The 23,155-nt window shown below is 44.7% G+C and carries 19 protein-coding genes and 1 tRNA gene; 6 read left to right on the top strand and 14 right to left on the bottom strand.

Annotation, left to right across the window (positions count from 1 at the left end):
- Positions 1-118: 118 nt before the first annotated feature.
- The 6 genes from NL643_RS11645 to gap all read right to left on the bottom strand — a co-directional run bounded on the left by NL643_RS11645 (position 119) and on the right by gap (position 6,973).
- Positions 119-478, bottom strand: coding sequence for a hypothetical protein (locus NL643_RS11645; protein WP_047010122.1), 360 nt, complete (start codon positions 476-478; stop codon positions 119-121).
- Positions 479-729: 251 nt separating this feature from the next.
- Positions 730-1,677 carry a ChaN family lipoprotein gene (locus NL643_RS11640; protein ID WP_199804079.1) on the bottom strand — a complete coding sequence of 316 codons (948 nt, stop codon included), beginning with the start codon at positions 1,675-1,677 and terminating at the stop codon, positions 730-732.
- 97 nt (positions 1,678-1,774) lie between these two features.
- The gene (gene rlmA, locus NL643_RS11635; RefSeq protein ID WP_253644436.1) at positions 1,775-2,602 is read right to left on the bottom strand and encodes a 23S rRNA (guanine(745)-N(1))-methyltransferase; all 828 of its coding nucleotides are present in this window, start codon (positions 2,600-2,602) and stop codon (positions 1,775-1,777) included.
- 96 nt (positions 2,603-2,698) lie between these two features.
- Complete coding sequence (locus NL643_RS11630) at positions 2,699-4,735, bottom strand: methyl-accepting chemotaxis protein (protein WP_253644435.1); 2,037 nt, start codon at positions 4,733-4,735, stop codon at positions 2,699-2,701.
- A gap of 199 nt (positions 4,736-4,934) precedes the next feature.
- Complete coding sequence (locus tag NL643_RS11625) at positions 4,935-5,819, bottom strand: D-hexose-6-phosphate mutarotase (RefSeq protein WP_253644434.1); 885 nt, start codon at positions 5,817-5,819, stop codon at positions 4,935-4,937.
- Positions 5,820-5,977: 158 nt separating this feature from the next.
- Positions 5,978-6,973, bottom strand: coding sequence for a type I glyceraldehyde-3-phosphate dehydrogenase (gene gap, locus NL643_RS11620; RefSeq protein ID WP_012841556.1), 996 nt, complete (start codon positions 6,971-6,973; stop codon positions 5,978-5,980).
- Positions 6,974-7,310: 337 nt separating this feature from the next.
- On the opposite strand from gap, the gene msrB reads away from it, so the two are divergent.
- Positions 7,311-7,721, top strand: a complete 411-nt coding sequence (msrB, locus tag NL643_RS11615) for a peptide-methionine (R)-S-oxide reductase MsrB (RefSeq protein ID WP_253644433.1) — start codon at positions 7,311-7,313, stop codon at positions 7,719-7,721.
- A 114-nt stretch (positions 7,722-7,835) separates the two neighbouring features.
- Here the strand turns inward: msrB and NL643_RS11610 are convergent, their stop codons facing one another.
- Complete coding sequence (locus NL643_RS11610; protein WP_005396509.1) at positions 7,836-8,657, bottom strand: DUF2989 domain-containing protein; 822 nt, start codon at positions 8,655-8,657, stop codon at positions 7,836-7,838.
- 101 nt (positions 8,658-8,758) lie between these two features.
- Between NL643_RS11610 and NL643_RS11605 the strand changes: the two genes are divergently transcribed.
- Positions 8,759-9,043, top strand: coding sequence for a YeaC family protein (locus tag NL643_RS11605; protein WP_005380700.1), 285 nt, complete (start codon positions 8,759-8,761; stop codon positions 9,041-9,043).
- 105 nt (positions 9,044-9,148) lie between these two features.
- On the opposite strand, the gene ansA is transcribed toward NL643_RS11605, so the two are convergent.
- Both ansA and sppA read right to left on the bottom strand, forming a co-directional pair.
- The gene (gene ansA / locus NL643_RS11600; RefSeq protein ID WP_046874512.1) at positions 9,149-10,162 is read right to left on the bottom strand and encodes an asparaginase; all 1,014 of its coding nucleotides are present in this window, start codon (positions 10,160-10,162) and stop codon (positions 9,149-9,151) included.
- A gap of 164 nt (positions 10,163-10,326) precedes the next feature.
- The gene (gene sppA / locus NL643_RS11595) at positions 10,327-12,177 is read right to left on the bottom strand and encodes a signal peptide peptidase SppA (RefSeq protein WP_012841560.1); all 1,851 of its coding nucleotides are present in this window, start codon (positions 12,175-12,177) and stop codon (positions 10,327-10,329) included.
- A gap of 224 nt (positions 12,178-12,401) precedes the next feature.
- Here sppA and NL643_RS11590 point away from each other — a divergent pair, with 224 nt between their 5' ends.
- Positions 12,402-14,414 (top strand): NADPH-dependent 2,4-dienoyl-CoA reductase, encoded by a 2,013-nt coding sequence (locus tag NL643_RS11590; protein ID WP_253644432.1) that lies wholly within the window; start codon positions 12,402-12,404, stop codon positions 14,412-14,414.
- A gap of 59 nt (positions 14,415-14,473) precedes the next feature.
- On the opposite strand, the gene NL643_RS11585 is transcribed toward NL643_RS11590, so the two are convergent.
- The gene (locus NL643_RS11585) at positions 14,474-15,790 is read right to left on the bottom strand and encodes an MFS transporter (protein WP_253644431.1); all 1,317 of its coding nucleotides are present in this window, start codon (positions 15,788-15,790) and stop codon (positions 14,474-14,476) included.
- Positions 15,791-15,963: 173 nt separating this feature from the next.
- Between NL643_RS11585 and NL643_RS11580 the strand changes: the two genes are divergently transcribed.
- Entirely contained in the window at positions 15,964-16,512 is a 549-nt protein-coding gene (locus NL643_RS11580) for an NAD(P)H nitroreductase (RefSeq protein ID WP_005396515.1), read from the top strand.
- A 104-nt stretch (positions 16,513-16,616) separates the two neighbouring features.
- Positions 16,617-18,584 carry a DNA topoisomerase III gene (locus NL643_RS11575; protein WP_253644430.1) on the top strand — a complete coding sequence of 656 codons (1,968 nt, stop codon included), beginning with the start codon at positions 16,617-16,619 and terminating at the stop codon, positions 18,582-18,584.
- Between the two features lie 44 nt (positions 18,585-18,628).
- Here the strand turns inward: NL643_RS11575 and NL643_RS11570 are convergent, their stop codons facing one another.
- On the bottom strand, positions 18,629-18,835 hold the full coding sequence (locus tag NL643_RS11570) for a hypothetical protein (RefSeq protein ID WP_114323304.1): 207 nt from the start codon (positions 18,833-18,835) through the stop codon (positions 18,629-18,631).
- A gap of 183 nt (positions 18,836-19,018) precedes the next feature.
- A complete protein-coding gene (locus tag NL643_RS11565; RefSeq protein WP_005396517.1) occupies positions 19,019-19,708 on the bottom strand; it encodes an SDR family oxidoreductase in 690 nt (229 codons plus the stop codon).
- A gap of 271 nt (positions 19,709-19,979) precedes the next feature.
- Here NL643_RS11565 and NL643_RS11560 point away from each other — a divergent pair, with 271 nt between their 5' ends.
- Entirely contained in the window at positions 19,980-20,903 is a 924-nt protein-coding gene (locus NL643_RS11560) for a histone deacetylase (RefSeq protein ID WP_253644429.1), read from the top strand.
- A 191-nt stretch (positions 20,904-21,094) separates the two neighbouring features.
- Here NL643_RS11560 and NL643_RS11555 read toward each other — a convergent pair.
- Positions 21,095-21,185: transfer RNA gene (locus NL643_RS11555), tRNA-Ser, on the bottom strand.
- A gap of 154 nt (positions 21,186-21,339) precedes the next feature.
- The gene (locus NL643_RS11550) at positions 21,340-23,148 is read right to left on the bottom strand and encodes a DUF3413 domain-containing protein (RefSeq protein WP_006743278.1); all 1,809 of its coding nucleotides are present in this window, start codon (positions 23,146-23,148) and stop codon (positions 21,340-21,342) included.
- Between the last annotated feature and the right edge of the window lie 7 nt (positions 23,149-23,155).

Below are 23,155 nucleotides of genomic sequence, written 5' to 3'. Positions count from 1 at the left end.
AGAGCGGTCGAATTGAGGAGTATATAACCTACGTTTACGACATATCGTTCTTTGACGTATCAAATTATGGGCTGCAGTTAGTGATTTATTCAAATAGGATTTATTGTCGTAACGATTATTAGACCAACGCTAATATGATGCCACCGACAGTGAGGGCCGCAGAAAGGTATTGACCCGCAGAGTATGAGCCGTCTTCTTCTTCCTCGATTTTGTCAGGGTGATCCATGCCAAGTGCGCCATGTGTAAAGGACTCCACTTTTTCACCAACAGATTTATCTTCTGCTTCTACTCTCTTACTGTCGTGTTCGATTTGCTGCAGAGCGGCGAGGAGTGCTTTGCCCTCCGTAGACAGTGTCACCTTATTGTGTTCGACTTTTAGCGGCGAAGCGTTGCCTTCCTCTTGTGCAATACTTGTTTGCTTAGAGGCGACAGATTGTTTGGCATAGCTATTAACAGAAGTGCTTCCTACTGGATTCATCGAATACTCCTTGGAACATCGACACTCGGTCACTGAGTGCGGGTAAAAAGCAGTTATATTACTATCGGCGGCAAAGTCTATTTCTGAAGCTATTTGGATAAAAACAGGTCTGCTTTTGCCGCTTCTGGTTTCTATTCGTGATCATTAGCAAAAAATAGACCAGCAGGAAGCAGACCGTTGTCACTCTATGAACTCGGAGCACTGTGATGATGCAACGCAACGACAAGGTAGTAACTTAAATTGAAGACCAGCTACTTACATTGAAGGTCGCTATTGCGCTTAGTGAGGTGTTGATATGCCGCCATGCGGTGAGCATCTTGTACATACCGTACTGGTGGTGCAAGAACCTCTAACTGATAGTCAGTATTATCGGCAAGCACATTATCTGTTGGGCTAATTACAACCACTTTTAAGCTCGGATTGCGGCTTAAGATGGATGTAGCCGTACCTAACCCTTGCTCGGTATGAAACTTACCCGCGACATGAACAACCTGAGCACCTGGTTTGGCGTTTAGGTAGTTAACAATAGACTCTGCCATGGTTTCATCCCAAGTTACTTGAGCTGCAAACTGTTTCTCGGTTTGTTCTGGCTTCCCATGATGCATGGATGCCATAAACTTCTCTTTGTATGGACTACTGGCCGTGTTGATGGATTCTGCAATAAACGTTCGCTGCTCATCATCGAGCTTGTTAACGTAGTCTATCCCCTGACGACCAATACATCGGACAATGCCCTTTGGTGCATTCGCTGCAATCACCGGGAGATTTTTCTGCTTAGCAAACTCAACGAGAGGGCGATAGTCGCTCTCATAATTGGGCCAAGCATTGGCTTGTTTCATCAAGTACTGTTCACCGATTTCCCCACGCAGGTAAGCGTCAACAACAGGTTGTTTGTCGCGGGTAAATTGTTCCATTGATAACGCGAGTGGGCGATCATAAGATGAAAGTTGTTTGAGCATATCGGTTTGAAAGCGATGAACGCCGGCATGTGTGTGCCATTCACCAATAAGAATAACATCTGCTTGTCGCAGCTCTTTTGGTAGTTTGCTTAGAGCGATGTGCTCGCCAGAAGGGGTGTAAAGTTGGTAGTCGTAAAAAGTAGTGACTTCCGCAGAGGTAGGGTGAGAGTTGGTTGATGGAACAGAAGAACAACCAGTAAGTAAGCCAGCAAAGAGCAAGCTTAAAATAGAAAAGCGCATTGAAAAGCCTCCAAAAATGTCCGGATGATATTAATGGAGGCTGAGCAATGAATCAATATAAATGATAACTATTTGCGTTTATTGACTGCCACTATTATTACTGAGTGGACTTTTTGCGATATACGCGCAGCATAAAATCAGCCTCACACTGATAGAGTGTAGCGGACTTCAACTCTTCACGAAGTGCATCGGTTGCTTTCCATGCGAATGGCGTCATTTGCAATAAATCGAATGCGGCCCCGTTCTTCAAATTCATAACATAGTTAAGATGTTGTTGATGCTCTAATTCATATCCTTCAATGTGTTCTGGCTCTTCACTGTGAAGACGAACATCTTGATAAATGCGTTCACGTAGTTGATATAAGTGACGGCTTGCAGGTGTCACCGTGATGACCACACCGTTCTCTTTTACAACGCGCTGAAGCTCTTCTGCCTTGCAAGGGGCATAAATGCGCAAAATAGCATCTAAGGATTCATTCGCGAAAGGAAGCCGATGGCTAGAAGCGACGCTAAAGTGACACTGTGTGTAGCGCTTCGCCGCATAACGAATCGCAACTTTTGAAATGTCCAATCCATATATCGTCGCATCGTCCGTTTGCGTTTGTATCGTTTTCTGCACTTGATCCGTGTAGTAACCCTCGCCGCAACCAATATCTAATAATTGATGATCGGTTCCCTCTGTGTATTTCGCACACAGCTGCGCAACCTCTTGGCGCATTGGGTTGTAGTAATTCCCCTCAAGGAATCGACGACGAGCTTGCATCATCTCTTTATTGTCACCAGGATCTTTAGAACGTTTGTGGTGCGCTGGCATCAAGTTAACGTAGCCTTCTTTCGCTAAGTCAAACTGATGATTGTTTTCGCACTTAAACGTATTTTCATTTAACGCTAGAGTTTGGTGGCATAAAGGGCATTGATAGTTCATGACGATCTCGAACAGAAAGTAGGGCGGCAAATTCTATCAAAAAGCGTGGTCTCAAGTGAAACAAAAAGAGCCGATGGAATCGGCTCTTATTCAGTATTAGTGGAAGAAGTCGACTTGCTCTTTCAAGTTCCGAGCTTGTTGTTGCAGCTCAATGGCACTTTGCGAGGTTTTCGCGCTGGTGTCGCGGCTTTCTCGGTTTAGCTCACTGATAGAATGGGCATTTTCAGCAATTTCTTGGGATACTTGCGCTTGCTCTTCTGAGGTCGCAGCAATGGCGTCGGCTTGAGACGCTATCGACTGGACTTGTACTGCGATGGCCTCTAATGCTGTACCTGCGTCTTGTGCTTTGTCTAAGACCTGATTGGCACTGCGTTGGCTGTCGGTCATCATATTAACTGCATTGTGAGTAGAGCCTTTTAGCTTCTCAATAATTTCAACTACATCCTGAACTGAGCTTTGTGTACGGTGCGCAAGTGTACGCACTTCATCTGCTACAACTGCGAAGCCACGACCTTGCTCACCTGCTCGTGCGGCTTCAATGGCTGCATTCAACGCAAGTAGGTTGGTTTGCTCTGCAATCTCATCAATCATCTTCGTGACGGTTTGAATACTCTCACTATCGCGATTGACTTGCTCGATAGCCGCTGCTGATTGATCCAATTGATCGTTGAGTTGAGCAACATCGATACATACGCCTTCAACAATCGCGAGACCAGATTGACTATCGGTATTCGCTGAGCGTACGTTTTCCGCAATACTTTCGACTTGTTGGGCAACCGATTGAGCAGAAGAGGCCATCTCTTCGATTGCTGTTACCACTTGTTCTACTTCTTCTTGTTGGCGGTCAGCTTGGGTTAAATTGCTATGGGCATCATTGGCAACGCTGGTGGAGTTGCTCTCTACTAAGTCGCTTGTGGAACGGATCTTACCAACAAGTTCATTGAGTTGACTTGCCATACTGGCGACACCCGTATTCAGGTTCGTAATTTCATTTTTTGATGCCTTACGAGACGATGGGACGTTCAAGCTGACCTCGCCGCCCGCCAAGCGAGTCATATAGGAGTTTAGAACGGTCAGAGGTTTTAAGCTGCGATTCAAGAAAAGTGTCAGTACAACAAAAGTAATGATTGCCGCTACCGAAGAAATGATGGCGATAAGTTTAAGTAGTGTATCACTGCCTTTGGTCACTTCTTTGATAAACGTACCACCCAGTAGTTTCCAGTTCCAGCCTGGTACTTCGGTAAACACTAAGTACTTTTCGCCGACTGTTGAGCCGAATTGGTAAGGGTATAGAATTAATCCGCTCTTTTGTTCAAAAATTTTATGGAAAGGCTTATTACCCTCGTAGTCACGAACTTCTGTGATTGAAGGGTCGGTTGCACTTTTGGTCGGATGGAGTAGGTACTTACCAAGATTGTTGTCGTCGTTGTCGACAATGATGGTATAGCCAGTATCGCCCCATTTAATCTCTTCTAGCGCATCGAATAGCGTTTGTGTTGCTTGATCTACGGGCAAACCAATAAACGATAACCCTGCAACTTTTCCTGTTGCATCTTTAATTGGAGAGTAATAGGTAATGTAGCGTTCGCCGTACAACTTTATTTGAGCGTAATATGGCTGACCAGCTTTTAGTTGCTGATAACCTGGGTGGTCGAGACCTAGTGTGGTTCCCACTGCTCGTTGACCTTGAGGATCTTTTAGTGAGGTAGATACTCGAATAAAGTCATCTCCCAAAGGCGCGAATAAAGTCGCGATAGCACCGGTATCACGTGTGAAGCTATCGACCAGCTTTGTGTCGTTAATTAAGCTTTCACTGTATTGAGTGATGTTTGGTATTTCATGACCCATGAAATCAACGGTATAGTTTTCGACATAAACACCGGCAAGGTAACCATTACGAAAAGTGGACTCGAGCACTTTAGCGGTATGCAGATAAGCATCGAATTGGCCAGCAATGGTTTTAGCCATCGACTCTACTTTAGATTGGTGCTCTTTAAGGGTGCTTTCCAATAGAACATCGGAAGCGTTACGGTAAACAAGCACAGCAATACTGCTGAAAGCAATGAATAGACACAAAGTGATAACCAGCTTTAACTGGAATCCGACACTTTGATTTCGGTATCTCTCTAACATAGAACAGTTCCTGATATTTTTATTATTTATGAGTTTTGTATCGGCATGCTATCGGTTTATATGATCGAATTTTTTGATATTTATTAATGAAATAGTCAAAAGTGACTGATAACCAATAAGTTAGTTGAGAGAGGACCATCTAAGTGGGGCTTTTATTACAAAAAAGGCCGGGTATCCCCGACCTTTGAGCTGGTTACAACTACTGCACTGAAATTACAGTGACAAGTTCATGAGTCTCACCTGGCTGGAGCGTTTTACCTTGCTCGATACTTGGAGCGTGAACAGTAGATTCAACACACAGCATGGTTTGGTAACCATCGTCAGCCATATCAGCCATACCTTGTGCACCTTCTGCCCAAGGGTTCCAAAGTACCGCGGAGTTATGACCATGGTTTTCCACGCTTAATGTACGATTCAGTTCCGGATCTTTTACCAAAATTTTCGCTTCTGGTTGCGTGTAAACGCGATCAATGGTGTCTGTGAGTTGCAGAACATCACCACCTTGGCATACCGCATCAGTTTTCAAGCTATCAATGTACTCGGCACCCATGCCTGTCGTTTGTGCTTGCTTAATGTCTCCAACGTTTAGGTAAGTATGTAACGCGCCAGAGAAGGTCCAAGCTTCGTCATCGATGTTCATGACTTTGAGTGTCACTTTTAGCTCATCGCCAACTTCAACCACCAAACGAGCGTCAAACATATGTGGCCAAATATCGTGGATTTCTTCTGTCGGGAACAGAGCAAGTTCAACAATCACGCCGTTATCGTTCTCGCGATGTTCAACCAGCTCCCATTCAGCAGTACGTGCGAAACCATGAGCCGGTGCTGCAATACGCCCAAACCATGGCCAGCAAACGGGAATGCCGCCTCGCAGGGCTTTTTTCCCGTCGAAAATCGCCTTCTCGCTCATCCAAATCAAATCTTCATGACCAGCAGGAGTGAACGAAACAACGTGACCACCATGTAAGGAGATGCCTGCTGTCGCTTTCTCATGAATAACACGTACTACTTTGACCTGATCAATTTCAACGACAGTAACGTTATCAGATAACACGGTTAGAGCTGGGAGAGTTTTTAAATCCATGTGCTGTTTCCTATCATTGGGGAAAATAGGGTTTCGACATCCGTCGCAAATACAATGCAACAGCGCCGAGGTATTCTCTCAAATTCCAGATACAAAAAAGGCGACTCTAGAGCCGCCTTTTCTTTAACGAAGTTATTCGCTAATTGCTAACTATCTAATTACTTAGAGATGTGAGCGATTAGGTCTAGAACTTTGTTTGAGTAACCGATTTCGTTGTCGTACCAAGATACAACTTTAACGAAGTTATCAGTTAGAGCGATACCAGCTTTAGCATCGAATACAGAAGTTTGAACTTCACCGATGAAGTCTTGAGATACTACTGCATCTTCAGTGTAACCTAGAACACCTTTTAGCTCGCCTTCAGAAGCTTCTTTCATTGCTGCACAGATAGCTTCGTAAGATGCGCCTTCTTTTAGGTTAACTGTTAGGTCAACTACAGAAACGTTAGCTGTTGGTACGCGGAAAGCCATACCAGTTAGTTTGCCGTTTAGTTCTGGAAGAACAACGCCTACAGCTTTAGCAGCACCAGTTGAAGATGGGATGATGTTTTGAGAAGCACCACGACCACCGCGCCAGTCTTTAGCAGAAGGACCGTCTACAGTTTTTTGAGTTGCTGTAGTAGCGTGAACTGTAGTCATAAGACCAGATTCGATACCGAACTTGTCGTTAAGAACTTTAGCGATAGGCGCTAGACAGTTAGTAGTACAAGAAGCGTTAGAAACGATGTCTTGACCAGCGTAAGTCGCGTGGTTAACGCCCATTACGAACATTGGAGTAGCGTCTTTTGAAGGACCAGTTAGAACAACTTTCTTCGCGCCAGCTTCGATGTGCTTACGTGCAGTCTCGTCAGTTAGGAAAAGACCAGTTGCTTCTGCAACAACGTCAACACCGATTTCGTCCCACTTAAGGTCCGCTGGGTTGCGCTCTGCAGTAACACGTACAGTTTTACCGTTAACGATTAGGTTACCGCCTTCAACTTCAACAGTACCGTTGAAACGGCCGTGAGTTGAGTCGTACTTAAGCATGTATGCCATGTAATCTACGTCGATAAGGTCGTTGATACCTACAACTTCGATGTCAGCACGCTCTTGCGCTGCACGGAATACGAAACGACCGATACGGCCAAAACCGTTAATACCTACTTTGATAGTCATTATAGTTGCTCCACAACTTAATTTCTGATTAAAGATAACTGGTAGTAAAATTACAGAATCCAGTAAACATCTGCAAGTGATAATCGGACTTAACTTGTTTAAAGTCAAAAAAAAGCGACGCTTTTTTTAACAATTCTTCGCAAATGTTCGTTTTTTAAACTTTTAACTGATTCTTCTGTAGTCCAGTTGGCGTAATATAACTGGTGAGATAAGTGCTCTTATCAAATTAATTACGCATGGTGTCCTGGTGAGAAAGTATGTGCTACAACTGTTAAGAGAAGCAAGTTTTTTGCTAAAAAAGTCAATACCAAAAACAGTAAAGAAGGAGCAGAAAGTCGTGGAACAAAACGGGAAAAAAGTGGCGAGGTCAGATGAGCAGTGGCGTGAGCAACTTTCTGAAGAAGAGTTTCGTGTCTGCCGAGAGCAAGGTACAGAACCGCCTTTCAGCGGTAAACTACTGCATAATAAAGAGACGGGTGTTTATGCTTGTACCTGTTGCAATGCCCCTCTCTTTGTCTCTGATAACAAGTATGACTCTGGCTGTGGTTGGCCAAGTTTTGATGCGCCCATCAATGATCAAGCGGTGCGCTATTTAGAAGATCTGAGTCACGGAATGGTACGTACAGAGATTCGTTGTGCCACATGTGATAGCCATCTAGGGCACGTTTTTGAAGATGGCCCACAGACCACGGGTGAGCGTTTTTGTGTTAATTCAGTGTCGTTAATTTTCAACAAATCAGAACAATAACGACAAAATTGTGCTCGATAGTGTTTTATCCTTTCAATACGATTTGTTGTAAGTAGAAAATAGAGTGTAGTTTGCCCAAAGAAAAACTCCCGCCAATTGCGGGAGTTTTTTCGTTTATATCTCTTTGGGTATCATTGCTGGAGAGTAGTTCCCTCTCTCTATCGCTTTTGCCACCGATTCAGCTAATTCATCTAGCTGCTGATATTGCTCTGCATGACTAAAATTAAACATACGCTTGAGCTGCTTTTCATCAGCAAGCGGGACGTCGAATCTTTTTGCAACCATTGCCCACAGATACGCGCGCTTTTTTTCTCCAAGCCCTTGATGAATGCTTGCCATTGATTTGAGAATGATCGGATTAAGGTTGTCTTCATCCGATAAAGACAACGCTTTATTCAGCAGTATTAACGTTTTCTTGGCATCTCGATTAGTATAGAAAGTAGCTAATGCATATTGCATCTCAGCAGTATTTAACTTGGGTGAGCCTTCCATTTGTAAAAATGCGCGACGAGCTTGGATGTCACCCGTTTGAGACCACAAAAAATACAAAGTAGCGGGGTCTTCTGAGCCTTTTAACTCGTTTACGATGCGTTCTAGCTCATCAATACTGTGTACCAAAGCGTTAAAACGCTGTCTCTTGAGAGCACTTTGATCAATAGGTGTGATCTGAGAGGCGAGTTCTAAGCATTTCCTATATTCAGCGACCAGACCGTATTCGATAATTTGATTGGCTTCTGATGGATATTTCAGTTGCTCAAACCGATGCCATACTAAGTTTGTTCTGGGAACTCGACATTGCCCGTCATCCATATTGAGCTGTTCGCAGCGCAGCTCTGGTGTTTTTTGGCACAACTCTTCGGTTGTCACGTTACCTTCGAAACAGCCCGTTAGTGCGAGACTTGTGAGGCTGAGAAGTAACCAGTGTGTTCTTTTCATGGCTTTGCTTGTGATCCGTTACACCAATTCATTTTCGTATTCTTGACTCAGTTTCTTAACCCGTTATGTTCTGTAAACAGAATGTAATAAGAAGGTACATTATGGACGCAGAACAACTATTACAAGCGATGACTCCAGAAGTTTATGATCGCTTAGTCTATGCAGTAGAAACGGGAAGATGGCCTGAGGGTACAACACTTTCTAAAGAGCAGCGAGATTCGTGTATGCAAGCTGTGATGTTGTATCAATCAAAACATAATACTGATGCGCAGCATATGACGGTTGCAGCCGGCGGTGAAATCAGCTTTAAATCGAAGCAAGAACTTAAAAAACAATTTAGCGGAGAAGAGAGCGACATTGTTCGTGTCAATCCAAACATTGATTAAGTGAACCTTTGATTTTTACAGGGTGTCGTTTACCGCTACCACTTTGACTTTAAAAGAAAAAAGCCCAATCTCTATTGGGCTTTTTAGATCGTAGTAAGCTTGAATTTACAGGCTCATCTCACCACGCAGTACTTGCTGCATTCTCTCTTTCACTTCTTCGTAAGAAAGGTTTTGGCTTAGAAGGTAATGCAGTTTTGCTAGTGCCGCTTCTGGCGTCATGTCAAAGCCGCTGATAACTCCAGAGTCTGCCAGTGCACAACCCGTGGCGTAGCCGCCCATATTCACCTTACCTGCCAAACATTGAGTTAGGTTCACGACAATAACGCCGCGCTCAGAGGCTTCTTTTAGGTGGCCCAGTAGCTCAGGGTTTTGAGGCGCGTTGCCCACACCAAAAGTCAGAAGAATCATCGCATTCACGGGCTGACGAAGCGTGTTTCGGATAACTTCGTGTGAAATGCCTGGGTACATGGTGATCACACCGATTGGTTGTGGTGTGATGTTGTGAACCTTAAATTCACCTTCTGGTTGTGCACCAACGGTTACGCTGTTGCTTACTTGAATATTGATCCCGGCTTCCAGTAGTGGAGGAAGGTTTGGTGAAGTAAAGGCATTAAAACCGTCCGCATGAGATTTTGTGCTGCGGTTACCACGCATCAACTGATTATTGAAGAACAAAGTAACTTCGTTGATCGGGTAGTTTGCGGCAATATGCAGAGCATTCAATAGGTTTGCTTGACCGTCAGAACGCAGCTCTGCGAGAGGGATCTGTGAACCCGTAACAATCACTGGCTTGCCAAGGTTTTCAAGCATGAAAGACAATGCAGATGCTGTGTATGCCATGGTGTCAGTACCATGTAGGATGACGAAACCATCGTATTTGTCATAGTTGTCACGAATATCATCCGCAATCTGCTGCCAGTCGGCAGGCGTCATATCTGATGAGTCAATCAGAGGATCGTATTCGTGGATAGTGTAATCCGGCATTTCAGGACGGTGAAACTCTGGCATGCTTGCTAGTTGCTTTTCCATAAAGCCAGCAACAGGCACATAGCCGTGATCCGATTTTTGCATTCCGATGGTGCCACCGGTGTAAGCGATGTAGATGTGTTTTCTAGTCATCGTTTTTTCTTTCATGTAGGGGAACAGAGGCGGGGATTATATACCTAAATAACCTTGAGATGCGAGGCTATGCGAACAGCATCAGAAAGTCATCTGAGGAGATGTTGAGCGTAATAAAAAGGGCACCTCAAGTAGAGGTACCCTTTGTAATATTAATGAAAAAGCTACTGCACTTGGCAGTTCAAACAAAATGCGTATTGACCTTTAGGATCGTTAAAGCTTTGTAGCAAGCTTGCGTCTTGTTCAAACTGTTGAGCTACGGGTTGAAGACTTTTTGGTAGCAAGCTGGTTGCATCAATACCTAGAGAGACTTTCACCTGTTTCATGAACTCTTGTAAAAATAGTTCAGTGGGAGAAAGCGGTTCTTCTACCCAGTAAATGCCGTAATCGGTCACATTCGCCAGTTTCGCCGCTAGTTCTACGGCATCATCAAAGTCACCCATTTGGTCAACAAGACCAAAGGATAGGGCGTCTTGTCCTGTCCAAACTCGACCTTGAGCGACGTTGTCGACTTCCTCTAGAGACATATCGCGATTCTCGCCAACCAAAGAAATAAAGCGCTTATAACCGTGCTCGATACCTAATTGGAATACTTGAGACGCGCCGTCAGAAAGGCCAGTGGTAATACCGTCACCAGAGAACGGCGATGTGCCAACGCCATCAGTATTAATGCCTAACTTGCTAAAGCCTTTTTCAAACGTGGTGATGACACTAAAAATACCAATGGAACCCGTCAGTGTTGTTGGCTGAGCAACGATCTTGTCTGCGCTCATTGAAATCCAATAACCACCAGAAGCGGCTAAACTCGACATGGATACAACAACTGGCTTGCCTGCTTGTTTCAGTGCTTCTACTTCGTTGCGAATCACTTCAGAGGCAAAGGCACTACCCCCAGGGCTATCTACTCGCAACACGACCGCTTTCACCTTTTCATCATTGCGTGCTTGACGCAACAAGCTTGCGACGGTGTCACCTCCGACAGTACCACGAGGTTGTTGACCATCCATAATCGCGCCACTGGCTAGAACAACGGCGATATCGTGCTGAGGTAGTGTGTAATCAGGGCGAATCGTTGCAAGGTAGTCGTAGTAACCAATCGCGTTGTAGCTGTCTTTGCCGTCACTACCAAACTGCTTTGCAAATAGAGTGCGAATGTCTTGGCGTGTCGCGAGTTCATCAACCAAGCCCAGTTTAACCGCGAGCTGAGCAAGATCACCGTCCACTGACTTCATTTCGTCAATCAGCTCATCCATGGTTGGGTTAAGCACTTTCGCATCAATATTTCGGTTTGTCGTTACGTCATCAACAAAAGCACTCCACAATTGAGTAACCCAGCGTGTTGCAGACTCTTTCGCCGCATCGGACATGTCATCACGAATAAACGGTTCGATAGCGGATTTATAAGTACCTACGCGAAAAACATGAGTAGAAACATCAAGCTTTTCCAATAACGTTTTGTAGTACATTGAATAGGCACTGTAACCTTTAATCAATACGCCGCCATCAGGTGCCAGGTAAACTTTATCAGCGTAACTTGCCAAGTAATATTGGCTTTGGTTGTAGAAATCACCTACGGCGTAAACGGGTTTACCTGACGCTTTAAATTCGTTCAACGCTTTCGCGATGTAACGTAATTTCGTGAGATTTGTTTCTGGCATGTCTCGCAGTGCTAGCACTAATCCAGACACTTTAGGATCGTCTTTCGCGTAGCGAATAGTATCAACGATATCGAAAAGGACGTTTTCTTTCGGTAACTCATTACCCAAAAGGGAACCAGCAAAAGAGTCCATTGGATTTACATAGCGTCTTTGTTCGACAATCGGACCTGAAAGATTCATCACCAATGCCGACTCTTTTTCGACGACGGGTTGACCGTCTCCGGTATAAGTAAAAGCAAAGTAGAAAACGGCAATCATCAGCAAGAAGATCAGGTTTGCCAGTGCGAGTCTGATAAAGGTGATGCTCTTCCATATCCCTTTAAATATCAAACCAATAAATTTGAAGAGTTTTTTCATCTTGTCTCCATAACGAGATAGTTACGCCGAGTCTAACAAAGTATGGGTTCTTATCTCTAAGATCTCAAAAGATAACATTTTTTTAGCTTATCACGACCACTCAACAATTGGCATATTTTCACGCGAGATTGATCGGTGTTACAAAAATGTAAACGCTTGTTTGATTTTTTGGTTGAGCGGGCTTAATCTGGTCAGACCATGATAATAACAATGGATGTTAAGTGATGTCTGCCATGTACCCAAACCTATTAAAGCCACTGGATCTCGGTTTTACACAATTACGAAACCGAGTCCTGATGGGATCAATGCACACGGGCTTAGAAGAGCACAAAGAAGGATTACAGAAGCTCGCGGCTTTCTATGAAGAACGCGTGAAAGGCGGTGTTGGACTGATTGTAACCGGAGGTTTTTCTCCTAACTTACGCGGTCGTTTGCACCCATTGAGTGCTGAGTTCAGCAAGCCAAAGCATGCCAAGGCCCACAAAGTTGTGACAGAAGCGGTGCACAAGCACGGTGGCAAAATTGCCCTACAAATTCTCCATGCTGGGCGTTATGCCATGCATCCATTCTCGCAAAGTGCGTCTGGCATTAAAGCGCCAATTGCAAAGTTTGCTCCGAGTGAAATGAGCGACCGCCAGATTAAGAAAACCATTGATGCCTTTGCGAACAGCGCTGAGTTGGCCCAGCTTGCTGGTTATGATGGCGTCGAGTTAATGGGCTCGGAAGGTTACCTGATAAACCAATTCTTATGTAAGCGCACGAACATGCGTTACGACGAATGGGGTGGCAGTTACAAAAAACGTATGCGTTTTCCGCTAGAAATTGTCAAAGCGGTTCGTAAGGCGGTGGGTGACAAGTTCATCATCATTTTCCGTCTCTCTATGCTGGATCTTGTCGAGCAGGGCAGCACTTTTGAAGACGTTATCGAATTGGCGAAAGCACTTGAAGAGGCTGGCGTCACGATTATTAACACTGGCATTGGTTGGCACGAGGCTCGAATTCCTACCATTGCGACTCAAGTACCACGCGGTGCGTTTACGTGGGTTACGGAAAAAGTTAAGCCTCACGTTTCGGTTCCTATCATCACTTGTAACCGAATAAATACGCCAGACGAAGCAGAACGTATTCTATCTTCAGGTCATGCTGACATGGTTTCGATGGCGCGCCCATTCTTGGCCGATCCTTACTTTGTTGCTAAAGCCGAACAGGAAAAAGCGCAGCTTATCAATACGTGTATTGGTTGTAATCAGGCGTGTCTAGATAACGTGTTTAAAGGTAAGCGCGCCAGTTGCTTAGTGAACCCACTTGCGTGCTATGAAACCGAAATTGTTGTTGAACCAGCCTTTAAGAAGAAAAACATTGCCGTTGTCGGAGCAGGTCCGGCGGGCTTGGCTTGTGCGACTACACTGGCTGAACGTGGCCATAAGGTTGATTTGTTCGAAAAGAACGACCGCATCGGCGGTCAGTTCCGTCTTGCGATGCAGATCCCTGGTAAGGAGGAGTTTCGAGAGACGATACGATATTTCGCTAACCGTATTGATGAAACAGGCGTGAATCTGCACTTATCGACGGAAGCGAACTATGACTTACTCACAGAATACGATGAGATAGTGATGGCATCGGGTGTTGAGCCACGTAAAATCAATATTGATGGAATTGATAACCCAGAGAAAGTCGTCGACTATCAAACACTCATTCGAGACAAAACGCCAGTCGGTGAGAAAGTGGCTATCGTTGGTGCTGGTGGTATTGGCGTAGATGTCGCGACCATGCTCACAGAGCCAGTTGGACAAACGTTGGATGACTGGTTGCATGAATGGGGAATCGACAAAGAGATGTCTCAACCGGGTGGTTTATACCCTTACCCTGATGCGGTCAGCGATAAAGAAGTCTGGGTGCTTCAGCGTCGTAAAGGTCGTGTAGGTAAAGGTCCGGGTAAAACAACAGGTTGGATCCATAAACGTACCCTTGAAAAACGGGGCGTACATTTAGTTGGTGGCGTGTCTTACGATAAAATTGATGATCAAGGTTTGCACATTCATGTAGATGGAAAAGAACAATTATTGAACGCGGACAAAGTCGTCATTTGTGCGGGGCAAGAGTCTGTTCGTCCATTTGAAGATAAATGGTCTGAACTTGGAGAGAAGATTCATATCATTGGCGGAGCTGACCATGCGGGTGAACTTGATGCTGTGCGTGCGATTCGTCAAGGCGTTAAATTGGCGGTAAAACTCTAGTCTTTCAAGGTGTGTTTACTATGAAAGCTGCGCTTTGAGCGCAGCTTTTTTGTATAGAACTAGTCACTGATTTCTGGCAGTTGTTTGGCCATTACCACGCCAGAAAGAGTAATAAAAGAGAACACTAACACCACAGCTGAAAGGCTCAAAAAGTTCGACATGACACCAAGAGAACTCATTAGAAGCAGCATTATCCCAACCACCGTGTTACTCACGGCTACATAGCTTGTCCGTTTGTCACCTTCTGCGATATCAACTAAGTAGGTTTTTCGTCCGACTCGTATTCCGTCGTGGGCAATGCACACACAAAAGTAGAGCAGAGGAATCACGAATAGGAAGCTTGTGCTGGCGATTATCCAAGTATCGTAAACAAATAAAACAACGCCAAGTAGCGCGCTCATCGTTGCGCCGATGACCATAACACTGCGGCTAGATCGATCGGACATTCTTCCCCAGAAAGGACCTGACACAAAGGAGGCTAAGCCACTCGCAAACATAAAGAGAGCTAGCACCCAGAGCTGTCCACCCAGAGATTGCTGTGCCAGCACAACGTAGTACGGTGCACTCAGCGCAGAACATAAAAATAGTGTCCGCGTGATAACGAATCGACGAAAGGTCACGTCTGTCTTAAGTAACGCGAGTTGTTTAAATGCTTCGAGGACGCCATTTCGACCACCGTCTACCTCACCGGCATACTCATTAATTCGCGCATAGACTAATGCCGCGATGAGCCATATGACGCCCGCTAAGCCTAAACTCAGACCGTAAAAGCGCTCTGTCGGCTCTACATCCCATAACCAGGCTAGTGCCAGAAGGCTAGCGAAAAGTAGTGTAACAAGGCCAGCAGCGCTTGAAGACCAGCCGTTGACTTGACCTCGTTGGTTTTTAGGGATGGTTTTGCCCAACACATCTTTTGATGCGACGGAATTTAAACCGCGTGAGAGGCTGAAGATCACAAGACATGCAATTACACCATAACCCGCAGCAGCTCCTGTCAGAGTTAATGCGACCACTCCGATTGCAAATATGGAAAGAGCCTGCAAGATGCTGCCAATTACCCAGACCCATTTTCTTACTGGAATGCGTCGGATGTAGTGCGCGATGCTAAGTTGTGGGATAAGGGAACCTGATTCACGAATAGGAACGAGCCAACCAATTAAGTAAACCGGTGCCCCGAGGCTTTGTAGTATCCACGGCAACGTGACTTTGGGATTGATTAACGCATCGCCGACCTTCGTTAAAAACTGAGCAAGAATGATTTTAAGAAAGTTGCCGGGAACTTGATGACAAGCTGATTCAGGAATCGCCTTACAGGCACGGGCATCTTCGTCATTAACGATCTTTTCGTAAATGCTGTTTTGTTTGTCCTTGTTCATCAACCTGCCTATGTTCAACTTATTCATTTCGCGAATAAATTAACATTAAATCCAGTTTGATGTTAAGTGAAGCACGTTATCAAGCCCACAGAAAACCGGTTGTTATTCGTAGGAACAGATTGTGCTAAAGTGGCGTAAACAAAATAACAACGATATTCGATAAGGATTCTTTCATGGACGCTCTCGATCTTTTGCTCAATCGCCGATCTATCGCGAAGTTATCTGCGCCTGCACCAGAAGGTAAAGCGCTTGAGAACATCATTCGTGCAGGCCTTCGTGCGCCTGACCATGCGGGATTAACCCCTTGGCGTTTCGTTATCGCACAGGGCGATGGTTTGAAAAAACTGTCAGATATCTTGGTAAAAGCGGCAGAAGCTGAAAATAGTGATGAAGCGGTGGTCGAAAAGGTGAAAAATGCGCCATTTCGTGCGCCAATGGTGATCACGGTGATTGCTAAAGTAACGGAACATGAGAAAGTGCCTGCACTAGAGCAACACTTATCTGCGGGATGTGCCGTACAATCCATGCAGATGGCAGCGGTAGCGCAAGGCTTTCAAGGATTTTGGCGCTCAGGTAAGTGGATGTTCCATCCAGAAGTTCATCAAGCGTTTGGTTTAGAAGGTGACGATGAGATTGTTGGTTTCTTGTACCTAGGTACGCCTGGTTGCACACCGATGAAAGTTCCTGAGCGTGACCTTTCTCAGTTTGTTGAATTTCTATAACTGAAAACTTAAACAAACTTGACTGTTTATTTATACAGTTTTTCTTGATTTATTAGGGCTACATTCGTTAATGTGGCCCTAATTATATTTATTTCCAAAACGTTATGTCTCGTCTGTTTATTGCTGAAAAACCAAGCTTAGGCCGTGCGATTGCCGCAGCACTGCCAAACCCTCAAAAGAAAGATCAAGGATTCATCCGCTGTGGGAACGGGGATATCGTTACTTGGTGTATCGGCCATTTGCTCGAACAAGTCGAACCTGACGCTTACGATGAGCGTTATAAAAAGTGGAATATGGCAGATTTACCAATTGTTCCGCAGCAATGGCAGCTCAGACCGAGGAAAAGCGCAAGTAAGCAATTAACAGTGATTCGCAAATTGCTCAAAGAAGCTAACGAAGTCATTCATGCAGGAGACCCTGACCGCGAGGGTCAGCTGTTAGTTGATGAAGTTCTCGACTATTGCAAGTTATCTAAAACCAAGAAGGAATCCACACAGCGTTTGCTGATTTCCGACTTGAACTTACCTGCGGTTAAACGTGCACTCAGTTCTATGCGCAGTAATCGAGAGTTTATCCCACTTTCAGTTTCTGCATTGGCTCGCTCTCGGGCTGATTGGCTGTATGGTATGAACATGTCTCGTGCTTATACCTTGCTTGGTCAAAAAGCAGGGTATCAAGGTGTTCTCTCGGTAGGGCGAGTGCAAACGCCAGTTCTTGGCTTAGTGGTGCGTCGTGATGAGGAAATCGAAAACTTTGTCCCGAAGGACTATTTTACCCTACATGCTCTGATTCCGTATCAAGATGCCAATGGTACTTTTGATATTCGTGCTCGTTGGAAGCCAAGTGAGGCATGCAAGCCTTGGCAGGATGAAGAAGGGCGAGTGTTAAACCGTAAGTTAGTGGAAAACGTTGCAAACCGCATTGCAAATCAACCCGCGAAAGTGACGGAGTCGGAACAAAAGCAAACCAAGCAATCCGCACCACTACCTTATTCATTATCTGCTTTACAGATCGATGCAGCGAAGCGCTATGGTATGAGTGCGCAACAAGTACTAGATACTTGTCAGGCATTGTATGAAAAGCACAAGCTGATCACTTATCCACGTTCAGATTGTCGCTATTTACCGATGGAACACTACTCACAAGCAGGGACGGTGACAACAGCTATTGCGAATAACGCAAAAGAGCTGCAAGGTGCCGTTCAGGGAGCAGACTTAACATTAAAGTCCAAAGCTTGGAATGATAAAAAAGTGGATGCGCACCATGCGATTATCCCTACACCAAAACAAGCTAATGTGAATTCGCTTTCGGGTAATGAGATGAAAGTGTATCAATTGATTGCGCGCCAGTATCTCATGCAGTTTTATCCGGCGGCGGTTTACGCAGAAGCGAAATTGGTTTTCGATATCGCTGGTGGTACGTTTATCGCGAAAGGTCGTCAGTTAGTTTCGCCGGGTTGGAAAGCGCTAATGGGCAAAACTGACAAGGAAGATGAAGGTATTGATGCCGTTCCACCGTTACCCGAAGGCACCGTGTTAACTTGTCGTGAAGGGGAAATAAAAGACCGAAAAACCGAGCCACCAAAGCACTTTACCGAAGCATCGCTGTTGCAAGCGATGACCGGGATCGCCCGTTACGTTGCGGATAAAGAACTGAAAAAAATCCTTCGTGATACTGATGGGCTAGGTACGGAAGCGACTCGCGCTGGTATTTTGGACACGCTGTTCAAACGCCAACTGCTCACGCGTCAAGGTAAATCAATTCTCAGCTCTCCTGCGGGAAGAGGTCTCATTCATGCCTTGCCACAGGATTCAACGTACCCAGATATGACGGCTCATTGGGAGCACCAGTTACAAGGTATGGCAGAGAGAAATCAGGCATATCAGCCGTTTATGCAAGCACTAGAGCAACGCATTGATGGTTTGATGGCACAAGTAAAAGCAGGGCCGATCCCTGATTCATTACGTCATCTACCCAAGGTGGAACGTCCAGCGTTTAAACGTAAAAAGCGTAGTTATTCAAAGAGTGGTGGCGCGGCTAAATCTCGTGCAACCAAAGGTAAGCGGGCATAGGACAAGCGCGGCGTAATTAAACACCGCGCATGCTTGAAAATAGATTACTCGAACAGGTCACCGTGGTTTTGGATCGCGCCTCTTACTTCTCCTTGAGTTAACACGCGTTTGTCCAGTACCTCTTTCACCTGCTTGCCCAAGTCAACTAATGTATCTCGATTCGCTTGAGTTTGGCGTTTACCAGCACTTCTCAAGCAGTAGTTTAGCTCGTGCTCTTCGCTAAAATTAACCAAATCCCTATCTGCTGCCATCGTGCCTTCTCCTTAATTGTTCTACTTTTTCATAAGTCTGGATTGGATATAGATAAATTCAAGTTAGATTGCGCGAATTATGCTGGTAGATCGCCGATGAACATTATGTTTGCCAACCAAGTCACGATTATGAAGCCTAGCTTAGGTGTTATTTGGTTTATTGATGGTTGTTTCTTAACGCCGCTACCAAGGTAGCTCAGTACCATCGTAGTTAATAAATCGACCTGAAAGTTGCGGTGTACTCAGCTCTATCACGTTCGCTAGGCCCTGCGCGGAGGTTTGCGTATCGATCAATGCATTTGGCCCGCCCATTGCCGTTTTTACCCAACCAGGATGAAGCGCTAAAACGGTAAATCCTTCAGGTGTTAAATCATTACTCAAGCTTTTAACAACCGAGTTTAGCGCCGCTTTCGATGAACGATAAATATAACCGCCACCGGACGTATTTTCGGTCATGCTCCCCACTTTTGATGAGATACAAGCAATCTTTTTCATCTTGCCTTGTTGTAAGCGAGGGTAACAGTGCTCAACCAGTTTTAACGGTGCAATGGTGTTTACTTCGAAGACTTTACGCCATTCTTCTACGTCAGTGTTTCCAAAGCCATATCCCTTGGGGCCGTAATATCCTGCATTGTTAATGAGTAAGTCGATGGCGGGGAGCTTATCTGCAAGCAGAGCGACTTGTTCGTAGTGAGTAACATCCAGTTCGTGCAAAACTAGATTGCTGTAATGTGAGGCTAGAGTTTGTAGTTCAGAACTGTTCTCTAAGGAACGGCTAGTAGCGTGTACTTGATGGCCTTGCTTCAGGTACAGCTCAGTTAAGCTAAGGCCAATGCCGCGATTTGCTCCGGTAATAAAGACGGTTTGACTCATACAAACACCTATATTTTTTTGATTTCAGTTGAAAGTCATTGTGTTAGCTAAGCGCAATAAAATCAACCAGCCACCACGCACCAACAACGAAAGATGAAAATAGGGACAGAGCACAAAGAGAGCCAAACAGTGCGCCGAGAATAGCAAAGAAAGTAGAATTCATATGTATATTAAATTTAATTAATATTGAAAATCATTATCAATTAAATTGCATTTTATTCAACCCTTGAAGTTGATACTATTTCGTTACCATTGTTATTAAGAATTTCTCATGCTGCCATTTATCTACCACCCGATTTATTCTCAACTTGAGTTGCCAGAGGGGCATCGTTACCCAATTATGAAGTACCAGTACCTCTATGAATCGGTATTGGTACATATGGAGAAAGATAACTGGAAAGAACACGTGCAGTTTTTCCAGCCAGAAGCATTAACTGTTGAGGAAGTAAAACGTGTTCATGACCAGGAATACGTCGACTTACTTGTGAATGGAAACATGCCAGCTGCGAAGATGCGCCGAATAGGTTTTCCTTGGAGTGAGTCTCTCATTACCAGAACGCTAACTTCAGCAGCGGGCACGGCTTTGACCGCAAATAAAGCACTTGAGTATGGTGTTGCCATTCATTTGAGTGGCGGGTATCACCACGCACACAAAGAGTTTGGCAGTGGTTTTTGTTTATTTAATGACTTAGTGATCGCGGCCAGGCAAGCGCTCGAAGTCGAACATGTCGATAAAGTATTGATCATTGATAGTGATGTTCACCATGGGGATGGAACAGCAACTTTGTGTCACGATGAGCCAGATATCATCACGCTTTCTTTCCACTGTGACAAAAACTTCCCGGCTAGAAAGCCTCAGTCTGATCTAGATGTGCCTTTGGTGCGAGGAACAGGTGATGAGGGGTTTTTAATAGCGTTTAAGGAAGTGGTCGATATGGCGCTTAATCTTCATCGTCCTGATTTGGTTGTCTACGATGCTGGTGTTGATATACATCAAGACGATGAGCTTGGATATTTTGATGTGTCGACGCAAGGGATTTTAGAGCGTGATAGATTTTTAATGCAAACAATGAAATCGCGAGGTATCCCTGTCGCAGCTGTCGTCGGAGGTGGATATCGAACGAATCATTCAGACCTCGTCCCAATCCATTTACAGCTCATTAATGCCGCTAAAGAAGTTTTTGTTGGTAAGTAAATACAACTAGACGTGAGTATCAACCTGATTCATAACGGGACACTGGAACGAAAAGGGCGCTAATTTTCTAATGGGTTCTTTCTGAATGTGGCGATTGCTTGGCTTGTATTCAAGGAGGGATTTGTACAAATCTTTTCAAATCTGGATATACGAAAAAGCCCGCTAATTTCTTAGCGGGCTTTTTCTAAATGTGGCGGAGAGATAGGGATTTGAACCCTAGATACGCTATTAACGTATGCCGGTTTTCAAGACCGGTGCTTTCAACCACTCAGCCATCTCTCCGTTGTTGAGGCGCATAATATAAGGCTTTGAAAATGTTGTAAACCCCTAGTTGAACTGATTGGATGTTTACTGCGCAAATTTGTGGTTTGTGTTGTTTAAATAAACAAAAACTCCCCAAAAAGGGGAGTTTGAATAGTATATGGATTGCTAGGTATTAATCGTTTTTAGAATAAAAACGCTGTAACTCAGTTAAACCTTGCATCAAAACTGGCAACTTCGGTGCATCATCTCGAAGTCGTTTGTAATTTCTGTCATACAACTTGTAGTTGCCAAACTTATCGATCACTGTGGTTTGTGAGCTAGTAATTAAGGCAAGCTCACGAGTGTCACCCGCTAGGATCCAACGGCGACGACTTTCGTCAAATAGGTTACGACCACTACTGTAATCATATGGGTTGGAAGATACACCGAGCATATCCTGCAACAGCGTGACCGAAAGGTCCAAGTGGCTTGTGCTGTGATTAAATTCACCAGCCAACATTCCTGGCCATTGGATTACCATAGGAACTTGTAACTGATAACGGCTGTAGTTGCTGTTTGCGCCCCAGCTGTTCGTATTGGTTTCGTTAAACTCACTACCGTGATTAGAAGTGATAATCACGATGGTGTTTGTCAATAGTCCATTTTTTTCAAGCTCATCAATAATACTAGCGACGGTTTTATCCGCTGATTTCACCGCATATTCATAAGCTTTTTTGAAGCGATCACTTGCGGACATTTCTTCGTCATTATTTGAAGGGATCGATTCAAAATTATCAACGGTGGTGACTTCGATGTAACTAAACCATGGTTGACTCGCTTTCTCTGTTAACCATGTATTCCAGTTCGCGATAGATTGCTTATCGGTATGAGCTTGTGTGCCATCGAGGTCTTCCGCTAGTTTTAAGTCGCGGAAAATAATCTCTGAGTAGAGATCATCTTCAAACCCGCTGCCACTGAATAAGCCGAAGTTGTAACCCTGATCTTTCAGTACATCGAGTAACACTGGCGAAGCACCTTGCGCCTTGATGCTTGAGGCGTAACTGGTTGGTAAGCCGTAGAACAAACCAAAAGCCCCGTAAGTATCATTACTTGAACTGTAATGATTACGGAAGTTCTGATTGTTTTCGGCAAACTCATAGAGGTTAGGCATCTCTTCTGGATTCAGCGCGTCTGCACGCAGGTTATTTACGCTGATCATCAACACGTTGAGCTTATTGACTCGACGGTTAAACTCTAGCTTTTCTAGAGGGTAATTGACTAACTCTACGTTGCCTTCATTTTCCGCTAAGCGTTTTAGGTATTCCTCACGGTCAAGTAGACCATGTTTTTCCATAAAGCTCTTCGCCGTCATCGGGTAAGACAATGGGAAGTTTGAACGCTGACTGGTAATTGGGTTGTAGAAGTATGCATCTGCCCAAATATAAACCAAATGGCTGGTCATAAAACTGAGGAAAAATACAGCTGCTAGAGGACGTCCTACGTGCTTATGAGAAAGTTTGCGCTGTTTTCGCCATACCCATTCGGATAGAGCGAGCTGAATAAGGAAGATCAGCGGCATTACAACAAACAGATGTTGTAGATCAGTGCTGAGTGCACTTTTATCTTCGCTGAATAGTAACTCCCAAACGACAGGAGTTAAGTGCAAATTGATCGACTGATACGCTTGGGTATCAATCAATAATATGGTTTGCCCAACGGTCGCGAAAATCACTGCCACCAAACGGAACAATTTCCGCGATGGCAGGATAAACGTTAACGGGAATAGAACGAGCAAGTAAAGCGCGAAAACTAGAAAGCCAAAGTGACCAACCCAAGAAACCGCCAGATAAAACTGACCAAGTAACGTCTCGGGCCAAGGAGACTGAACAATGTAGCGTGTGCCTATCAACATCGATGCGACGATATTGAAGAATGCAAACCAGTGACCCCAACCAACCAGTCGAGATACACGTTCGCCGTATGAGTTTCCGCTGTCTACCATGTATGTG

Origin of the sequence: Vibrio sp. Y42_MX_L11 (assembly GCF_024181785.1) — a bacterium.
Classification (GTDB): Bacteria; Pseudomonadota; Gammaproteobacteria; order Enterobacterales; family Vibrionaceae; genus Vibrio; species Vibrio diabolicus.
This window is presented reverse-complemented; position numbering and strand designations above follow the sequence as displayed.

What these genes read in the sequence shown, in the direction of transcription:
- NL643_RS11645 (WP_047010122.1), bottom strand. Translation starts at nt 478, where the DNA reads ATGAATCCAGTAGGAAGCACTTCTGTTAATAGCTATGCCAAACAATCT.
- NL643_RS11640 (WP_199804079.1), bottom strand. Translation starts at nt 1,677, where the DNA reads ATGCGCTTTTCTATTTTAAGCTTGCTCTTTGCTGGCTTACTTACTGGT.
- rlmA (WP_253644436.1), bottom strand. Translation starts at nt 2,602, where the DNA reads ATGAACTATCAATGCCCTTTATGCCACCAAACTCTAGCGTTAAATGAA.
- NL643_RS11630 (WP_253644435.1), bottom strand. Translation starts at nt 4,735, where the DNA reads ATGTTAGAGAGATACCGAAATCAAAGTGTCGGATTCCAGTTAAAGCTG.
- NL643_RS11625 (WP_253644434.1), bottom strand. Translation starts at nt 5,819, where the DNA reads ATGGATTTAAAAACTCTCCCAGCTCTAACCGTGTTATCTGATAACGTT.
- gap (WP_012841556.1), bottom strand. Translation starts at nt 6,973, where the DNA reads ATGACTATCAAAGTAGGTATTAACGGTTTTGGCCGTATCGGTCGTTTC.
- NL643_RS11610 (WP_005396509.1), bottom strand. Translation starts at nt 8,657, where the DNA reads ATGAAAAGAACACACTGGTTACTTCTCAGCCTCACAAGTCTCGCACTA.
- NL643_RS11605 (WP_005380700.1), top strand. Translation starts at nt 8,759, where the DNA reads ATGGACGCAGAACAACTATTACAAGCGATGACTCCAGAAGTTTATGAT.
- ansA (WP_046874512.1), bottom strand. Translation starts at nt 10,162, where the DNA reads ATGACTAGAAAACACATCTACATCGCTTACACCGGTGGCACCATCGGA.
- sppA (WP_012841560.1), bottom strand. Translation starts at nt 12,177, where the DNA reads ATGAAAAAACTCTTCAAATTTATTGGTTTGATATTTAAAGGGATATGG.
- NL643_RS11590 (WP_253644432.1), top strand. Translation starts at nt 12,402, where the DNA reads ATGTCTGCCATGTACCCAAACCTATTAAAGCCACTGGATCTCGGTTTT.
- NL643_RS11585 (WP_253644431.1), bottom strand. Translation starts at nt 15,790, where the DNA reads ATGAACAAGGACAAACAAAACAGCATTTACGAAAAGATCGTTAATGAC.
- NL643_RS11580 (WP_005396515.1), top strand. Translation starts at nt 15,964, where the DNA reads ATGGACGCTCTCGATCTTTTGCTCAATCGCCGATCTATCGCGAAGTTA.
- NL643_RS11575 (WP_253644430.1), top strand. Translation starts at nt 16,617, where the DNA reads ATGTCTCGTCTGTTTATTGCTGAAAAACCAAGCTTAGGCCGTGCGATT.
- NL643_RS11570 (WP_114323304.1), bottom strand. Translation starts at nt 18,835, where the DNA reads ATGGCAGCAGATAGGGATTTGGTTAATTTTAGCGAAGAGCACGAGCTA.
- NL643_RS11565 (WP_005396517.1), bottom strand. Translation starts at nt 19,708, where the DNA reads ATGAGTCAAACCGTCTTTATTACCGGAGCAAATCGCGGCATTGGCCTT.
- NL643_RS11560 (WP_253644429.1), top strand. Translation starts at nt 19,980, where the DNA reads ATGCTGCCATTTATCTACCACCCGATTTATTCTCAACTTGAGTTGCCA.
- NL643_RS11550 (WP_006743278.1), bottom strand. Translation starts at nt 23,148, where the DNA reads ATGGTAGACAGCGGAAACTCATACGGCGAACGTGTATCTCGACTGGTT.